The organism is Streptomyces ossamyceticus (assembly GCF_001418475.1).
In the GTDB taxonomy this organism is placed as follows: Bacteria; Actinomycetota; Actinomycetes; order Streptomycetales; family Streptomycetaceae; genus Streptomyces; species Streptomyces ossamyceticus.
The window spans coordinates 11950-28429 of record NZ_LIQX01000109.1; the positions used below are offsets into that span (position 1 = coordinate 11950).

Below are 16480 nucleotides of genomic sequence, written 5' to 3' on the forward strand. Positions count from 1 at the left end.
CTGCACGCAGTGAGGAGGAAACCCATGTCCGACAACGACTGCACATCCCACGATCTTGGGGACGACAGCCAGGTGGCCGCGCTGCTGCGTGCCGCCGACGAAAGCGCCGTCGAGGCCCTGCGCGCCACCCTCGACATCGAAGGACGCCTCGCGACGGTGCTCGCCCGTGCCGACGCCGAGCGCGCATCGGTCGCCACGGTGTTCGGCGTGGACGTCAGTGCCGTCCTGGCGTCATGGTCGGTCGACCTGACCCGTACGGCCGTTCGCGGTGTCGGTCCGGGGCAGCGCATCGTCCGCGCCGTCACCGACCCGGAGTTCTTCCAGGCCGTCATGGGCCGGCAGCGCAGCGGACTGGAGCCGTGGCCCGACCTCTGCCTGGAGTTCGCCGAGGACGCCTTCAGTCTGGTGGCCGTACTGTCCTTGCCGTCGTCGCCGGCGCGAGGGGTACGCGTCGCGGTCATGACCCAGCTGGGCGGGCGAACGGCGGGCGAGACTTTCGTCGTGGCAGCTGACACCGAGAGCGTGGACCGCGACGACTCGTGGCCGGTGGACCTGTCGGCGACGCTCAGGCTCGCGCCCGAGGCGTCCGACGCCCTGGGCGAGACGGTCGTGAGCCTGAAGGCGGTGCGCGTCGATGGTTACTGCTGACTGTTCCACCGCGTGGGCGTCGTACGTGGCCGAGGTGCTGACCCGGCCCGGCCGGGCACAGCGCTCGGCCGGTCTGGCGACGGTCTGCCTGGCAGGCGACACCGCCCTCAGGGAGTTCTCACGAGACGGTTCCACGACGGCCCTGCCCGGCGGGCGTCCGTCCGCCGGTGAGATTCGGGAAGCCGCCGCACAGTTGTGGGCGCTGACCGAGCACCCGGAAAGCCGCGTCGAGGAGTACCAGCGTGTCGTGGCCCTCGTGTTCACCACTTGGCGGCCGCAGTTCCAGGTCGGTGCCGCCGATCCCCTGGCCGAGATCACGGCACGGACCGGGCAGTGCGCGCGGGCACTGGAGTCGGCCCGGCCGCTCGGGGACGACCTGCTGACGGCGTGGGTCCTCCTGCACCAGGGGCGCGGCCTGCGGCAGCGCCACGCGTGGCATGAGGCGCTCGCGGCGTACCAGGAGGCGACGAGCCTCGCGGAAGACCTGGCGGGACAGGGAGCGGGGCCGCTTCTGGCGGCCCCCGGTGCGTCCACGGAGTCCCCGGCCGTGCTGCGGGCCGTGCTGGGCTGCCGGGCCCTCAAGGACATCGGCCAGGTGGCCTCCTCCATCGGCGACCTCGACCTGTGGCACTCGGCGGTGGACCGGATGGTCTCCTTGGCGGAAGGACTCGTACCGGTACGGCCGGCGCTCCTGGCCGAGGCCCTGTCCAAACAGGGCACGCTCGCCCGCCACACCGGCGACCGCGACACCTTTCGCCGGGTCGAGGAGCGGCTGCGGTCCTGGGCCGAGCAGAGCGGTATCAACCGCGTCCGCCGCGCCTGGCTCGCCCAGGCCGCGTACAACGCCGAACACCTGCACGACCACAGCCGGGCCTATCGGCTGCTGCTGGAGCGGATCGACACCGTTCTCGACGGCCACGGGCTGCCCGCGACCTCCCTGACACCGGCCGCCGTCGCGGCCGTGGTCCCTGAGCTTCAGCGGCGGGGCCTGCGGGGACGTCGCATCGCGCTGGGTAACACGGCCTACGACTGTGCCGTCCAACTGTGGAAGGCGGGCCGGACGAAGGCGACCGCCGAAGGCTGGGAGGAAGCCCGCGGATGGCTCGACGTGGCCGAGGCCGCATACCGGAACGACGGCCACAACGGGCTGGCCGCCGTGCGGCTCACACGCGCCCGCCTGCTCGCCCATCACCCGACGGCCCCCGACCCGCAGGCGTCGGTGGGCCAGGCACTCGCGGCCGGCGCGTCGGGTGTGGCATCGGGACTGATGGTCAACGCCGCCGTCGCCGCCGCCGAATGGTGCGCCCCCGGGGACCGGCGGGTGGCGGACCGGCTGACCGAACTACTGGCCAGGGCGACGCCGCGCTACCGAGGCGTGCTGCTGTACGGCCGCGCACTGTGGTGCGAGCGCCTGGCGAGGGCCGCCGAGGGGAGCGACAGCGGCCCGGCCGACGACATCACCCGCTGGTACGCCGAGGCCGAGGCGGCGGCGCTGGAGGCGGGCGCGGCACTGGAGGTCGGCGGGGTGCTTGTCGACATGACGAAGGCCGCACGGGTGTGGGCGATCGCCGCCCGCGTCTGCGCCGTGACGGGGCGGATCCCACCGGACGACGTTCCCGCGACGACGCTGCGCCGCCTGCTGAACGCGGTGCGGTGCGTGGCCGAGTTGTTCATCACCGTCTCGGATCTCGAGGAACGCCGCGATCTGGGCCGGGAGCACGGCCCGGTCTTCCGGACGGCCGCCGACCTCGCGGTGAGTCTCGGCGATCCGGTGGCGGCGGACATGGTGATGGAAGCCGTACGGCGGGACCGCGTCGGTCTGCTGATCAGCGACCTCTCCCAGGACCCGGCCGTCACCGATGTCGTCCGGCGCGCCGCCGAGCAGGTCATCGCGGCGAACGCCGCGTTCCCGGCCGTACCGGAGACCGAGACGAGACCGTCGTACCAGGACGAGACGCGCACGCTGTCGCGTTCGGCCGAGGCCATCGCTGCCACGCGGGCTCGCAGCGCCGAGCAGGCCGACCTCATCCTGGGCGTTCTCGGCAGCCTCACCACCGGGCGGGCACTGCCGCACACCACCGCGCGGTCGGTCCTCGACCTGTGCCCGCGTCACGGGGTGAGCGCGATCCTGCAACTGCTGTCCTCGCACGTGAGCGTCCTGGGCGCCGACGACGAGCCCCGCACGCTCTACCGTCGGCTCACCTGGCGGGACGAGGAGGGACAGGTGCACGAACACCTCGACGCGATCGCCCTGCCCGTCGATCCCACGGAACTCACGCCCGAGCGCAACCGGTACTGGCAGACCTTGCCCCGACTCACCTCGGTCCTGCTGCCCGAGCCGCTGCTGCGCCTGCTCCGCTCGTCCGACCCGGCGGATCCGGTGCGGCTGATGATCCTGCCGACCGGCCTCTTCGACATCGCCTTCGACACTCTCCCGCTCGACTCTGAGCGGCAGTTGCTCGATGCCGCGGTGCTCAGCGTCCACGCCTCGCTCACCACGATGACGCATTTACTGGCCAGGGCGACCCTGCCCGCGGTCAGGCCGGCCATCGCTGTCTACGACCTGCTGCGGCTCGCCCACGCCGAACGGGAATTCCGCTCGCTGGAGGATCACCTCTCGCCCCTGTTCGAGATCACCGGCCGGGCCCTGTTCATGGACACGCTCGGATCACAGGACGGGTCGGAGGGCTACCGGATGCTGGCACTCGCCGTGCACGGCACGGACGACGCCGTCGAAGGATGGGGGCAGACCAAGATCCTCCCGGACGGCAATCGGCTCACCGCCGCCGAAGCGATGGCGCTGTCCTTCCCGCAGTTGTGTGTACTGGCTTCCTGCCACTCCAGCATCCGGCTGCGCGGCGGGGTGGAACTGGCCGGATTCCCGCTGGCCCTGTTCGCCCGAGGCGCCACCACCGTCATCGGCAGCCTCCACGAGATCGACGACGAAGCGACGTCGCAGATCATGCAGGCCTTCTGGCAGGAACTCGGACGGGGCACCGACCCCGTGCGGTCGCTGCGGCAGGCAAAGCTCGGCTGGCTCCGAGGAGACCCGAACCGGCGGTACACACCACGCCTGTGGGGCGGCCTGGTCGCCCTCGGCGGCGCCCAGTTCTGAATCGACCCGGAGGTGACCGCGATGAACCTGAAGGCGTACGAAGCGAGTACTGCGGACTGGAAGCGTCTGCACGCCTACGCGAGGAAGGTGGCCAGGCAGACCCGTAGACCGCTCGCGGCCGCGATCGGATACACCGTCACCGACCACCGCACGGTCGAGCGACAAGTCGTCCGTGAACACGGCCCGTTCGGACTGTTCAAGCGCACGGAGACACGATCGGAGCGGCAGCCGTTCAGCCGGCACGTCCCGGTCATCGGTCAGCACTGGGTGCTGGAGGTACGCCATCAGAACATCGAGAAGAACGTCGGCAGCCGGGGCGGACACCACCAGGAGACGACCCACGAGAGGACCACCTACCTGCTCCTGCCCGACGGTGGGCTCAAGTGCGTCGCGGTGTGGGAGGAGGAATCCGTGTACACCGCCGACGGCAGGACCCAGGTCGTCGTCGACACCTCCCACCACGTGCGGGACATCGGTGATCGGGACCTGAGGACGTTCGACTTCGAGAAGTGCCACAGGGAGTACGGCAGGCACGGGCGCGGAACCAAGACGTGGGGCGATAGGGAGCCGGGGAAAAGGCTGCTGGTGCATGCGAAGGGGGTCGGCCTGTCGGCGGCGTTGAAACGCCTGCTCTGAGGAGGTGGGCGCTAATTGGGTGGCTCGGCTCCCGGACGAGCCGCTAGCTTCGCCCCCATGGTGGACACTCACGGCACGTGTACGGATCGATTCACGCCGGTGCGCTCGGCGTTGGCCGCCTCCCTGGCCGACAAGGACGTCGGGGCCTCGGTGGCGGTGTTCGTGGACGGTGAGCCGGAGGTCGACCTGTGGGGCGGCCACCTCGACGCGGAGCGCACGCTCCCCTGGCAGCGGGACACCATCTCCAACGTCTGGTCCAGCACCAAGACGATGACCGCGCTGTGCGCGCTGATCCTCGCCGACCGCGGTGCCCTCGACCTGGACGCGCCGGTGGCCGCGTACTGGCCCGAGTTCGCCGCCGCGGGCAAGGAGGGCGTCCTGGTGCGTCATCTGCTCTCCCACACCGCCGGGCTGCCCGTCTTCGACGCGCCGACCACGCTGGAGGACCTCTACGACTGGCCGACGGTCACCGCCCGGCTCGCCGCGCAGGCGCCCGCCTGGGAGCCCGGCACCGACGCCGGGTACCACGCGGTCACCCAGGGGTATCTCGTCGGGGAGGTCGTGCGCCGGGTCACCGGCCGCAGCCTCGGCACGTTCTTCGCCGAGGACGTCGCCGGACCGCTGGGCGCCGACTTCCACATCGGCCTCGACCCCGAGCACGACCACCGGGTCGCGCCGACCCTCCCGCCGCCCTCCTCCCCGCCCCGCGGGGGCCCGAAGCCCAACCCGGTGATCCCACCGGCCACCGCGAACACCCTCGCCTGGCGGCGCGCCGAGATCCCCGCGGCGAACGGCCACGGCAACGCCCGCTCGATCGCCGCGATCCAGTCACTGCTGGCCTGCGGCGGTGAGGCCCGAGGGGTGCGGCTGCTCTCGGAGAAGGGGTGCGAGCGGGCCCTGGAGGAGCAGTTCGACGGCACCGACCGGGTCCTCGGCGTACCGATGCGCTGGGGCCTCGGCTACGGCCTGAACGGCGGCCAGCTCCCCAACCCCCGCACCTGCTTCTGGGGCGGCTGGGGCGGCTCCCTCGTCCTCGTCGACCTCGACGCCCGGATGTCCGTCGCCTACACGATGAACCAGATGATCGACAACGGCGGCCTCGGCGACGACCGCGCGTTCCTGATCCTCGCTGCGGTGTACGAGAGCCTCACCGCCTGAGACTCCGCCACGGCGTCCCGGTGCTGCCCGGCGTCCCGGTACTGCCACGGCGTCCCGGTGCCGACGCGGGCGCCGCTCAGGAAGGCGGGGCGGGCAGCGGCGTCGGCCGCGGCGCGGGCAGGGCGGAGCGGCCCGGGATCAGGGATCCCCGGCCGCTTCCGCCGCTTCCGCTGCTGCCGACGCTGCCGCGGCCCGCCCTCGGCGTCGACGCCTCGTCCGGCTGCCAGCCGAGGGCCCGGGAGATGCCCCGGGCCGCGACCCGCACCGCCGGGGTCAGTACCGGGACCTGCGCCCCCGCCTGGGGCACGACCACCGACACGGCGGCGACCACCGCCCCGCCCGGTCCGCGGACCGGCGCCGCCACCGACAGCGCGTCCTCCGTGACCTGACGGCTGCTCACCGCCACACCCGTGCGCCGGACCTCCGCCAGCACCCGGCGCAACCGGGCGCCGTCGGTGATGGTGTACGGCGTGAACGCGGCCAACTCCCCCTGGCAATAGGTCTCCTGGGACGCGGGGTCGCTGTGCGCCAGCAGCGCCAGCCCCACGCCCGTGGCGTGCAGCGGCCAGCGGGCGCCGACCCGGATGTGGACGCCGACGGCCGACCGCCCGGAGAACCACTCGATGTAGACGACCTCGTCGCCGTCGCGCACCGCCAGCTGCACGTTCTCGTGCGTCGCCTCGTACAGGTCCTCCAGGTACGGCAGCGCGATCTGCCGCAGCGCGAGTCCGCGCGGGGCGAGCGCCGCGACCTCCCACAGTCGCAGCCCCACGTGGTAGATCCCGTCCGTGTCCCGTTCCAGGGCGCCCCACTCGGTGAGCGCGCCCACCAGCCGGTGCGCCGTGGTGAGGGTCAGCCCGGCCCGGCGGCTGATGTCCGTCAGCGTCAGCGCCGGATGGGCGTGGTCGAAGGCGGCCAGCACGGCGAGCAGCCGGTCCGGGGCGGAGCGCGCGGCCCCCGGCTCCGGCAGCGCGTCGGCGGTCATCGGCACCGGGTCACCCCAGCCCGGCCTCGGCGACCTTCTGGAGCATGACGTGGAGCGCGTCGCGCTCGGCGGCGTCCAGCGGCTCCAGCAGCTCGTCGGTGACGCGTCGGCCCGCCTCGTCGGTGTCCCGGAGGAAGGCCCGGCCGTCCTCGGTCAGGACGACGATCCGGCTGCGGCGGTCGTCGGGGGAGGGGCGCCGCTCGGCGAAGCCGAGCTTCTCCAGGTCGTCCACCAGGCCGACGATCGCGCTCGGGTCGTACCCGAGGGACGCGCTCAGCTCCCGCTGGAGCGCGCCCGTTGTGGTGGTCAGGAAGCGCAGCAGCGCGTAGTGGCGCAGGCGCAGCCCCGACTCCTGCAACGAGGCGTTGAACAGCTGCCCCGAGCGCTGCCCCAGGCGGTACAGCAGATACCCCGTGTCCGCGTGCAGCCCGCGCATCCACGGCTCACGCGCGTCGATCGAGGCGGAGTTCTGAGTCTGCTGGCCGGCGATGGCGGGCTCCCTGGTCGAGGCCCCCTGCGGGGCGGCGCTTGTGGTGCTGCTCCCCAGGATGCCCCAAAGACCTCGGCTCAACAACTATTGACGTCAACAACTATTGCTCTTAACTTCGATTTCGAAGCCGCGCAGCCATCCGCGCTGTCACTCCGAAGGGACCCCACTCGTGCCCAGCATCGATCTCACCGGCAAGGTCGCCGTCGTCACCGGCAGCGGCCGCGGCCTCGGACTCGCCTACGCCCAGGCCCTCGCCGCCGCCGGTGCCTCCGTGGTCGTCAACGACATCGACGAGGCCGTGGCCGAAGCGGCCGTGAAGTCCATCACCGAGGCGGGCGGCACGGCCGTCGCCGAGGTCGTCCCGGTCGGTACCACCGAGGCCGCCGACCGGCTGGTGGGCCGCGCCGTGGAGGCGTTCGGGCGGCTCGACATCCTCGTCACCAACGCGGGCATCCTCCGCGACAAGGTGCTGTGGAAGATGTCCGACGACGACTTCGACGCGGTGATCACCACCCACCTCAAGGGCACCTTCACCTGCGCCCGCGCCGCCGCGATCCGCATGCGCGAGCAGGGCGAGGGCGGCTCCCTGATCCTCGTCGGCTCCCCGGCCGGACAGCGCGGCAACTTCGGCCAGACGAACTACGCCGCCGCCAAGGCCGGCATCGCCGCCTTCGCCCGTACCTGGGCGATGGAGCTGGGCCGCGCGAACATCACGGTCAACGCGATCATCCCGGTCGCCGCCACCGCGATGACCGAGACCATCCCGATCTTCGCCCCGTACGTGGAGGCCCTGCGCGAGGGCAAGCCGTTCCCCGACTTCCTGCGCAAGGGCGAGGGCTTCGGCACCCCCGAGGACTGCGCCGCCCTGGTCCCGTTCCTCGCCTCCGAGGCCGCCCGCGGTGTCACCGGCCAGGCCATCGGCATCGGCGGCGACAAGGTGGCACTCTGGTCGCACCCGCAGGAGATCAAGACGGCGTACGCGAACGGCGGCTGGACGCCCGAGGCGCTCGCCGACGTCTGGCCGACCTCGCTGGGCGCCGAGCCGCAGACCGTGGGCATCCCCGCCCCGAAGATCCCGGAGGCGTGATGAGCACCGCAGGTCCCGCCATGAACGTGGACGAGCTGGTCGCGATCGACGTCCACACCCACGCCGAGGTGTCGTCGAAGAAGGGCACGTCGTCGCTGGACGACGACCTCCACGATGCCTCCTCCGCCTACTTCAAGGTCGAGGGCAAGCGCAAGCCCACCCTGGAGGAGACGGCCGCCTACTACCGTGAGCGGAGGATGGCCGCCGTGATCTTCACGGTGGACGCCGAGTCCGCGACCGGCACCGAGCCCGTCCCCAACGAGGAGGTCGCCGAGGCGGCCGCCGCCAACGCGGACGTGCTGATCCCCTTCGCCTCCATCGACCCCTTCCGCGGCAAGGCCGGTGTGAAGCAGGCCCGTCGGCTGGTCGAGGAGTACGGGGTGAAGGGCTTCAAGTTCCACCCCAGCGTCCAGGGCTTCTTCCCCAACGACCGCTCGGTGGCGTACGCCCTGTACGAGGTCATCGAGGAGACCGGCACCATCGCCCTCTTCCACACCGGGCAGACGGGCATCGGCGCGGGCGTCCCCGGCGGTGGCGGCATCCGGCTGAAGTACTCCAACCCGCTGCACGTGGACGACGTCGCCGCCGACTTCCCCCATCTGAAGATCATCCTGGCCCATCCGTCCTTCCCCTGGCAGGACGAGGCGCTGGCGGTGGCCACACACAAGCCCGGCGTCCACATCGACCTGTCCGGCTGGTCCCCGAAGTACTTCCCGCCGCAGCTGGTGCAGTACGCGAACACCCTGCTCAAGGACAAGGTCCTCTTCGGCTCCGACTACCCCGTCCTCACCCCCGACCGCTGGCTCGCCGACTTCGAGAAGCTGACGATCAAGGACGAGGTCAAGCCGAAGATCCTCAAGGAGAACGCCGCCCGGCTGCTCGGGCTGACGAAGCCATGACCACACCGTGAGGGACACCCCCCATGTGCAATGACGGACAGGGGCACACAGATGCGCAATGAGGGACTGGGGTCGTGGCCCGCCCGGCGGGCCCGCAAGACCCCACAGCGCACCGCGCTGATCCACGGCGACACCAGCATCACCTACGGGGAGCTGTACGAGCGCACCACGCGCCTCGCGCACGCCCTGCGCGCCTTTGGCGTCCGCCGCGGCGACCGCGTCGCCTACCTGGGGCCCAACCACCCCTCGTACCTGGAGACGCTGTTCGCCGCCGGCACCCTCGGCGCGGTGTTCGTCCCGCTCAACACCCGCCTCGCCGGACCCGAGATCGCCTACCAGCTCTCGGACTCCGGCGCCAAGGCCCTCGTGTACGCGTCCGGGTTCACCGGGCTCGTCGCGGGACTGCCCGGCGACACCGACGTCCGTACGTACGTCGAGACCGGGGCCGAGTACGAGGCGCTGCTGGCCGGGGCGGAGGCCGAGCCGATCGACCAGCCGGTCACCGCCGACGACACCTGCATCATCATGTACACCTCGGGGACGACCGGCCGCCCCAAGGGCGCCATGCTCACGCACGGCAACATCATCTGGAACGCCGTCAACGTCCTCGTCGACCAGGACGTCATCGCCGACGAACGCGCCCTCGTCTCCGCCCCGCTGTTCCACACCGCCGGGCTGAACATGCTCACCCTGCCCGTGCTGCTCAAGGGCGGTACGTGCGTCCTGGTCGAGTCGTTCGTGCCGGAAGCCACCTTCGACCTGATCGAACGGCACCGGATCACGTTCATGTTCGGCGTGCCCACCATGTTCGACCAGGTGGCCCGGCACCCGCGCTGGGCCGACGCGGACCTGTCCTCGCTCAGGATGCTGTCCTGCGGCGGCTCCCCGGTGCCGACCCCGCTCATCGCGAAGTTCCAGGAGCGGGGCCTCACCTTCCTCCAGGGCTACGGCATGACGGAGGCCGCGCCCGGCACGCTCTTCCTCGACGCGGAGCACGCCGTGAGCAAGGCCGGTTCCGCGGGCGTCCCGCACTTCTTCAGCGATGTGCGGGTCGTACGGCCGGACATGACACCGGTCGACGTGGACGAGCCCGGCGAGGTCGTCGTGCGGGGCCCGCACGTCATGCCCGGGTACTGGGGCCTGCCGGAGGAGACGGCCGCCGTCTTCGCCGACGGCTGGTTCCGCAGCGGCGACGCCGCCCGCGTCGACGAGGACGGGTACGTCTTCATCGTCGACCGCATCAAGGACATGATCATCTCCGGGGGCGAGAACATCTACCCCGCCGAGATCGAGGACCAGCTCCTCGCCCACCCCGACATCGTCGAGTGCGCGGTCATCGGCGTACCCGACGACAAGTGGGGCGAGGTGCCGCGCGCGGTGGTCGTCCCCCGGGAGGGCGCCGCCCTGGACGCCGACGAGGTGCTGGCCTCCCTGGCCGGACGGCTCGCCAAGTACAAGATCCCCAAGTCGGTCGTGATCGCCGAGGAGCTGCCCCGCACCGCCTCCGGCAAGTTGCTGAAGGCCCGGGTGCGCAAGCGCTACGGCAACAGCTGACCCACCATCAACTCTTCTTCGAAAGCAGGGAACATGAGCATCACCGTGAACGGCATCGACGAGCTGAAGAAGCTCGCCGGCAGCGACCTCGGCGCCAGCGAGTGGATCGAGGTCACCCAGGAGCGCATCAACACCTTCGCCGACGCGACCGGGGACCACCAGTGGATCCACGTCGACCCGGAGAAGGCCGCCGAGGGCCCCTTCGGCGCCCCCATCGCGCACGGCTACCTGACCCTGTCGCTGTTCATCCCGCTGTTCACCGAGCTGCTGGACGTCGAGGGCGTGTCGACGAAGGTCAACTACGGTCTGAACAAGGTCCGTTTCCCCTCCCCGGTGAAGGTCGGCTCCAAGATCCGCCTCGTCGGCAGGCTGGCCTCGGTGGAGGACGTCCCGGGCGGCGTGCAGATCACCGTCGACGGCACCATCGAGATCGAGGGCGCCCCCAAGCCGGCCGCCGTGCTGCAGAGCCTGTCGCGGTTCTACGCCTGACGAAGCGCCCCGGACCGGGGCACCACGGCAACGCCACAGGGCGGAGCACTCCCCCATGGGTGCTCCGCCCTACGGTGTGAATTCAGCCACTGACATCTCCTGGTGGCGCAGGGTGGTTCGTTCTCCGACGACCCGAGGCTGGCAAGCGCCGACACGGCGCGGCAAGGGTTTCCGCGCAGCTGGGACGCTGGGACGGCCGTCACGCGACCGGCCTGCGGTGTTCTTTGAACGCTGGGACGGCGCTGGGACGGGATCGAAAACGGATCCCGGTCGTCCGCCCGGAAGTGGCTGGAGTTTGCCGGGTTCCGGCCGTCTGTTTCTGGCACAGTGTGCTCGGGCGCGGGGATCGGGGGATCCAGGGGGGCGCCTCTCATCCATGGACACACCGCGCCGCCGTCCGACCACGTGCGGCGCCGCCGTCACGCGCGGCAGCAAGGGGAAAAAGGGGGGACGCCCGTGTCCGAGTGCACGGAGTCCGAGCGGTTCGCCGCATGTCTGCGCTCGCTCAAGGAGCGCTCGGGACTCAGTTACGCGGCCCTCGCCGCGAAGGCCGGAACCAGCGGGTCCAGCGTGCACCGCTACTGCCTGGGCGGTTCGGTACCGCAGGACTACGGCACCGTCCACCGGCTGGCCGTGGCCTGCGGGGCCACCCCGGAGGAACTGCGCACGCTGCACCGCCTGTGGGCCCTGGCGGACGCCGCCCGGGAACCGGAGCCGATGGCACCTGCGGAATCGGCCACCGCTCCCACGCGTCCGGAGGCCCCCGAACCGGGACCGGAGGCCGCTGGGCCGGAACCTAAGCCCGACGAGCCGGAACCACTCGCCCCCGCGCCGGAACCGAAGGCCGCGCGGCCGGCGCCGCAAGCCGCCCACCCGGCCTCGGAGACCTCCCGACCGGAGCCCGAACCGGATCCGGAGGCCGGCCGACAGGAGCCGGGCACCGGGGTGTCCGAGCCGCCGCACGGGACGGCGCACGCATCCGTGGCCGCGTCCGGGACCGGGGCCGTACGGTCCGGTCGGCGGCGCGGACGCGTCGCGCTGGCCGTCGGCCTGGTGGTGCTGTTCCTGGGCGGAATGGCCTGGACCCTGCCCTCGCTGGGCTCGACCGAGGACGGCGACGGCCCGGACAGGAACGCCGCACCGGGGAAGAAGGACAGCCGTACCCTCTTCACCCCCGCCTGCCGGGAAGTGGTGGCCATGGGCCAGCACGACACCTGCGTGCGTGAGGTGCAGCGCCTTCTGGAGGACAAGGGCGCGGTCATCGGGGTGGACGGCGACTTCGGCCCGCAGACCCTGCGCCGTGTGACCGCCTTCCAGGTGATCGCGGGGATCGAGCCGCCCAACGGCGTGGTCGGCGACACCACCAAGCGGGCGCTGTACACCTCAAAGGCGCGCATGAAGACCTGGACACCGGACAAGGTGCGCAAGCGCATCCGCGAGGTGTTCACCGAGGAACCGGACCGTGCGGTCGCGATCGCCGACTGCCAGTCGTTCCTCGACCCGCTGCACATCCTCCCGAACACCAACGGCACCCGGAACTGGGGCCTGTTCCAGATCTCCGACGCCCGGCTGAGGGACCTGAAGGGCACTCCGCGCCAGGCACTCGACCCGGAGTGGAACATCCGCGCGGCCAAGCGGCTGTGGCGCGAGGACCGGGACTTCCACGACTGGCCCCACTGCGACCGGGCGTTCAGCCCGAGTCCGTCCCCCTCACGGTAGAGGCCGACGCGCCGAGGAGGGCGGGAGGCCGCAGGACCGTCGCCGGTCGTACGGCCCCCGCGCCCTCTGGCGGACGCGGACCCGACGCTCACCGCACGTCCACGAACACCGGGTTCGTGTAGAACCACGTGTCCTGCCACGGGTCGCCGTCGCCCGGCGCGTGCGGGATCGGACCGTGCGGGTCGACGGAGGCCCCCAGGTGGCCGGTGCCGTTGCGGTTGCCGTCACTGCCCCGCAGCCGCAGGTAGAACGGCTCGTCGCCGACCGTGACCGGCACGCGCAGGGTGTACGTGCCCTTGCGGCCGCTGACGTCCTTGGTGTGCACGACCCGGGTGTCCGGCGCCCGCCAGGAGTCCCGGTCGGCCACCGGGCCCCGGACCGTGCCCCGGACGACGTCGACATGGGCCAACTCCGGGAGGATCCCCCGCGGATTGCGGCGGGAGGCCGTGGTCACGGTCACCGTCAGGGTGAGCTTCTCGCCCTTGCGGGCGTGGAGCCGGCCGCCGAGCGTGACGCCCCGGCCGGGGGCGCGGTCCCGCTTCACCCGGACCTCCAGGCCGTCCAGCAGATGGCCGTGGTCCAGCCAGACACGGCCCGCCCGCAGGCCCGCCATCACGGCACGGTAGCCGTAGCGGGTGACACCCACATGGGTGCGGCTGAACTGGCCGGGCCAGAAGTCGCTGCCGGGCTGCGGGGTGTCCGTGTTCACCGGGTCGGGCAGCTTGCCGGTGGTGTCGAAGTTCTGCCCGGCGGGCCAGTCGCCGTTCTTCCAGGTGTCGAACACGATGCGGTGGGCGTCCGAGTTGGTGGTGATCGAGAACAGCCTGCCCTCGGCGAGCAGGGAGTCCCAGAGCCCGCCCACGGTCGCCGTCGCCCAGTCGAAACCGCCGTACGTGAGGTACGCCTCCGCCGGGTAGCCGGGCCAGGACTGCGCGGACGGCTTGTTCTCGTACTCGCCCCGGATGGAGTTCGCGCCCCGCCAGCCGGGGAGGGCGGCGCCCTGGGCGCCGGGCGCGCCCTCCATGCCGATCATGATCTCGGGGGCCGCGTCCCGCCAGGCGCGCAGCTCGTGCGGGGAGTCGATGCCGAGCCGCAGCGGGTGGTTGGCGAGGACCAGCACGTCGTCGACGTAGCCCGAACGGCGCTGCTCCGCGAGCCACTTGACGGCCTTGACGGCGTGCGCCTCGTTGCGGGCGGTGTCCGCGCCACCCACGGAACCGTCGGTGTAGCCGAGCAGCTTGCCGTCGTAGGCCCGCTCGAAGCGGGTGAGCAGGTCGACCTCGTGGGGGCCGGGCGTCGTGAAGACCGTGCAGTGCTCGGCGGCCGGGATGTACCACTCCAGGCCCTGGAATATCAGCTGACGCGGGTTCTCCGCGCGGGCCCGGAGGATCTCCCGGTGCTCCAGCGCGGCCCCGAAGTCGGCGTGCCCGAAGTTGGAGTGCTCGGTGAAGACCATCCAGTCGAGGCCGTACTTCGCGCCCGCAGCGGCCAGTTGGGAGAAGGTGTACTTGGCGTCGTGGCTGTACACGGAGTGGATGTGGTGGTCGCCGACGAGATAGGCGAGGCGGGGGTCGTCGCCCCCGTGCCGCCCGGAGTCGGCGACCGCGGGCGTCGCCAGGGAGCCCAGGGCGAAGGCCGTGCCGAACAGGCCCGAGGCGCGCAGGAGGCCACGGCGCGACAGGCCCTGGGCGTCGAGATCGGCGGGGGAGACGGACGGATCGGCCCAGACAGGCAGGTGCTGCTCGGACATGGTCGTACGAACCCTTCCGGGGATGGTCAGTGGTTCATGAACGAGGTGACGGGCAGCGCCCGTCCGACGATGCGGACGTCACCGAGCCGTCCGTGCAGGATCTGGTCGATCTTCCCCGCGTACTCGTAGCCGCCGAGGATCCACGGCAGTCCGACGGAGGTGAGGCCGACGGCCGCAGCCCTGGGGTTGCGGACGACGGGGCAGCCCTGGACGTACAGGGTGGTGTGCCGGCCGTCGTTGACGACCGCGAGGTGCCACCACGTCTCCAGGGGGGTCTCCTGGCCCCAGTTGGTGGCGATGCCCTGCTGGTTGAGCGGGCGCACCGCCCACTGCGGCTCGCGGTCGTTGGACAGAGACAGGGTGGCGAGCGGCTCGTCCGGGTCGTCCTGGGTCTTGCCCGCGGCGCCGCCCGTGCCGGTCCGGCCGAGGATGCCGGCCCACGCGTGGTGCGCCGGGTCCCAGTCGGCGGGCAGCCGGTAGAACGCCTCGATGGTGTAACCGTCCTCGAACGTCGCCGAGTTGAGGGGCGCCCCGTCGACCGTCCGCAGCCAGGCGCCCTTCAGCGGCGGCTTCCCTCCGTGGAACTCCAGGCTGCCGTGGCCCGGCTGGTCCGGGTGGTGGTCGGCGGAGTGGGTGAGGGTGCCGCCGCCGACGGCGACCAGGGTGAGGTCGTTGCCGTGTCCGGAGCGGTCGCGCACGATCCCGTCGACCTCGGCCCCGTCGGCCTCGCCGTCGAACCGCCAGTACGCGAGGGTGCCGCGCACCAGCATCCGCGACGCGGGCCGTGCGGGACGCGCGGGTACGGGTGCGAAGCCCGCGAACCGCTTCTCGAAGTCGAGGTCGACGGTGAACCGGTCGGCGTCGCCGGAGAGTTCGCTCTCCTGCCGCTCCAGCACGTTGAGGCCCTTCGCCGCCCGGCCGAGGATCCACGGGGAGACCGTCTCCACGTCGATGGTGTTCCGGTCGAGGTCGAAGCGGTAGAGACGGATCATCGCGGCGCCGCCGAAGTACCGGTTCTGGTAGTTCGTGAGGTGCAGATGGACGTCGTTGCCCGCCGCGTTCTTCCGGACCGCGCGGGCCGCCGGCCAGTAGTGCCCGTTGAGAGTGAGGAAGATCTGGTCGTGGTCCGCGATCAGCCGGTCCCACAGCCGCTGCCCGTACGGGGAGAGGGAGTCGTCCCCGTCGACCAGTTCGTGCGTGGTGAGCACGACCGGTGTCCTCGGGTGCTTCGCCAGGACCTGCTCGGCCCACACGTAGCCCTTCGCCGACAGCCGCCAGTCCAGGGCGAGCACCATCCACCGCCGGCCGCCGGCCTCGAAGAGGTGGAAGGAGTTGTAGCCGTCCGGGGAGGCGCCGCCGAACGTCCGCCGGCCCTCGAACCGGTCGGGGCCGAACTCGTCCAGGTAGGGGGTCGGGCCCCGCTGGTCGTCGGTGGACGAGCGGACGTCGTGGTTGCCCGCGAGGACGCTGTAGCCGACGCCCTTCCGGTCGAGCAGCCGGAACGCCTCACCGATCGCCGCGCACTCCTGCTTCGCGCCGTTCTGCGTGAGGTCGCCCAGATGGGACAGGAAGACGATGTTCTCCTCCCGCCCGTGCTCCAGCAGATACCGCAGGGACGCCTCCACGGGCGCCTTGTCGATGCTCGGCCCGTCGAAGAGGTACTGCGTGTCCGGCATCACCGCCAGCGTGAACCGGCGGCTGTCGGGATCGGGCCGCCAACGCGCCGCCGACGCGGGCGACTCGGCGGCGGCCGACGCGGTTCCGGCCGCCGGGACGACCGCCGCCACCGCACCCATCAGCGCGGTCGCCCGCAGGAAGTTCCGTCTGCCGGCGCCGGCCTGCGGGGCAGCGTCGCCCTGGTCGTGCTCATGCGAAGTACACACCTGTGCTCCGTGGGAAGTCCGTGGAAGGTCAGAGGGGAAGGGGAAAGAGTGTCGCTTATACACATCT

13 protein-coding genes are annotated in these 16480 nt (G+C 71.7%); 9 read left to right on the plus strand and 4 right to left on the minus strand.

Translation table 11 applies throughout. The features are described from left to right. Window positions 1-24 precede the first annotated feature (24 nt). Genes AOK15_RS10070 through AOK15_RS10085 form a run of 4 tightly spaced genes read left to right on the plus strand, consistent with a single transcriptional unit; the run spans window position 25 to window position 5557 of the window. The gene (locus tag AOK15_RS10070; protein ID WP_055514994.1) at window positions 25-648 is read left to right on the plus strand and encodes a hypothetical protein; all 624 of its coding nucleotides are present in this window, start codon (window positions 25-27) and stop codon (window positions 646-648) included. Next, window positions 635-3763: a CHAT domain-containing protein gene (locus AOK15_RS10075; protein ID WP_157870201.1), complete on the plus strand. Its 3129-nt coding sequence runs from the start codon at window positions 635-637 to the stop codon at window positions 3761-3763. Before AOK15_RS10070 ends, AOK15_RS10075 begins: the two co-directional genes overlap by 14 nt. Window positions 3764-3784: 21 nt before the next feature. After that, complete coding sequence (locus AOK15_RS10080) at window positions 3785-4399, plus strand: hypothetical protein (RefSeq protein WP_055514997.1); 615 nt, start codon at window positions 3785-3787, stop codon at window positions 4397-4399. 57 nt (window positions 4400-4456) lie between these two features. Beyond that, entirely contained in the window at window positions 4457-5557 is a 1101-nt protein-coding gene (locus AOK15_RS10085) for a serine hydrolase domain-containing protein (protein ID WP_079058397.1), read from the plus strand. Window positions 5558-5633: 76 nt separating this feature from the next. On the opposite strand, the gene AOK15_RS10090 is transcribed toward AOK15_RS10085, so the two are convergent. Then, entirely contained in the window at window positions 5634-6542 is a 909-nt protein-coding gene (locus AOK15_RS10090) for an IclR family transcriptional regulator (protein WP_055515001.1), read from the minus strand. A gap of 10 nt (window positions 6543-6552) precedes the next feature. Continuing rightward, window positions 6553-6978, minus strand: coding sequence for a MarR family winged helix-turn-helix transcriptional regulator (locus AOK15_RS10095; protein WP_055515003.1), 426 nt, complete (start codon window positions 6976-6978; stop codon window positions 6553-6555). Window positions 6979-7201: 223 nt separating this feature from the next. On the opposite strand from AOK15_RS10095, the gene AOK15_RS10100 reads away from it, so the two are divergent. The 5 genes from AOK15_RS10100 (at window position 7202) to AOK15_RS10120 (ending at window position 12780) form a co-directional block, all read left to right on the plus strand. Further along, window positions 7202-8119, plus strand: coding sequence for an SDR family NAD(P)-dependent oxidoreductase (locus AOK15_RS10100; protein WP_055515005.1), 918 nt, complete (start codon window positions 7202-7204; stop codon window positions 8117-8119). A gap of 20 nt (window positions 8120-8139) precedes the next feature. After that, entirely contained in the window at window positions 8140-9018 is an 879-nt protein-coding gene (locus AOK15_RS10105) for an amidohydrolase family protein (protein WP_055515006.1), read from the plus strand. Window positions 9019-9069: 51 nt separating this feature from the next. After that, complete coding sequence (menE, locus tag AOK15_RS10110; RefSeq protein ID WP_055515008.1) at window positions 9070-10572, plus strand: o-succinylbenzoate--CoA ligase; 1503 nt, start codon at window positions 9070-9072, stop codon at window positions 10570-10572. Between the two features lie 33 nt (window positions 10573-10605). Beyond that, the gene (locus tag AOK15_RS10115) at window positions 10606-11061 is read left to right on the plus strand and encodes a MaoC family dehydratase (RefSeq protein ID WP_055515009.1); all 456 of its coding nucleotides are present in this window, start codon (window positions 10606-10608) and stop codon (window positions 11059-11061) included. 456 nt (window positions 11062-11517) lie between these two features. Then, window positions 11518-12780 carry a helix-turn-helix domain-containing protein gene (locus AOK15_RS10120; RefSeq protein WP_055515011.1) on the plus strand — a complete coding sequence of 421 codons (1263 nt, stop codon included), beginning with the start codon at window positions 11518-11520 and terminating at the stop codon, window positions 12778-12780. 88 nt (window positions 12781-12868) lie between these two features. Here AOK15_RS10120 and AOK15_RS10125 read toward each other — a convergent pair whose 3' ends face one another. Together AOK15_RS10125 and AOK15_RS10130 are read right to left on the minus strand one after the other, a co-directional pair. Beyond that, a complete protein-coding gene (locus tag AOK15_RS10125; RefSeq protein ID WP_055515012.1) occupies window positions 12869-14530 on the minus strand; it encodes a PHP domain-containing protein in 1662 nt (553 codons plus the stop codon). A 26-nt stretch (window positions 14531-14556) separates the two neighbouring features. After that, window positions 14557-16413 (minus strand): LamG-like jellyroll fold domain-containing protein, encoded by a 1857-nt coding sequence (locus tag AOK15_RS10130; RefSeq protein WP_055515014.1) that lies wholly within the window; start codon window positions 16411-16413, stop codon window positions 14557-14559. Between the last annotated feature and the right edge of the window lie 67 nt (window positions 16414-16480).

What these genes read in the sequence shown, in the direction of transcription:
- AOK15_RS10070 (WP_055514994.1), top strand. Translation starts at nt 25, where the DNA reads ATGTCCGACAACGACTGCACATCCCACGATCTTGGGGACGACAGCCAG.
- AOK15_RS10075 (WP_157870201.1), top strand. Translation starts at nt 635, where the DNA reads ATGGTTACTGCTGACTGTTCCACCGCGTGGGCGTCGTACGTGGCCGAG.
- AOK15_RS10080 (WP_055514997.1), top strand. Translation starts at nt 3,785, where the DNA reads ATGAACCTGAAGGCGTACGAAGCGAGTACTGCGGACTGGAAGCGTCTG.
- AOK15_RS10085 (WP_079058397.1), top strand. Translation starts at nt 4,457, where the DNA reads ATGGTGGACACTCACGGCACGTGTACGGATCGATTCACGCCGGTGCGC.
- AOK15_RS10090 (WP_055515001.1), bottom strand. Translation starts at nt 6,542, where the DNA reads ATGACCGCCGACGCGCTGCCGGAGCCGGGGGCCGCGCGCTCCGCCCCG.
- AOK15_RS10095 (WP_055515003.1), bottom strand. Translation starts at nt 6,978, where the DNA reads ATGCGCGGGCTGCACGCGGACACGGGGTATCTGCTGTACCGCCTGGGG.
- AOK15_RS10105 (WP_055515006.1), top strand. Translation starts at nt 8,140, where the DNA reads ATGAACGTGGACGAGCTGGTCGCGATCGACGTCCACACCCACGCCGAG.
- menE (WP_055515008.1), top strand. Translation starts at nt 9,070, where the DNA reads ATGCGCAATGAGGGACTGGGGTCGTGGCCCGCCCGGCGGGCCCGCAAG.
- AOK15_RS10115 (WP_055515009.1), top strand. Translation starts at nt 10,606, where the DNA reads ATGAGCATCACCGTGAACGGCATCGACGAGCTGAAGAAGCTCGCCGGC.
- AOK15_RS10125 (WP_055515012.1), bottom strand. Translation starts at nt 14,530, where the DNA reads ATGTCCGAGCAGCACCTGCCTGTCTGGGCCGATCCGTCCGTCTCCCCC.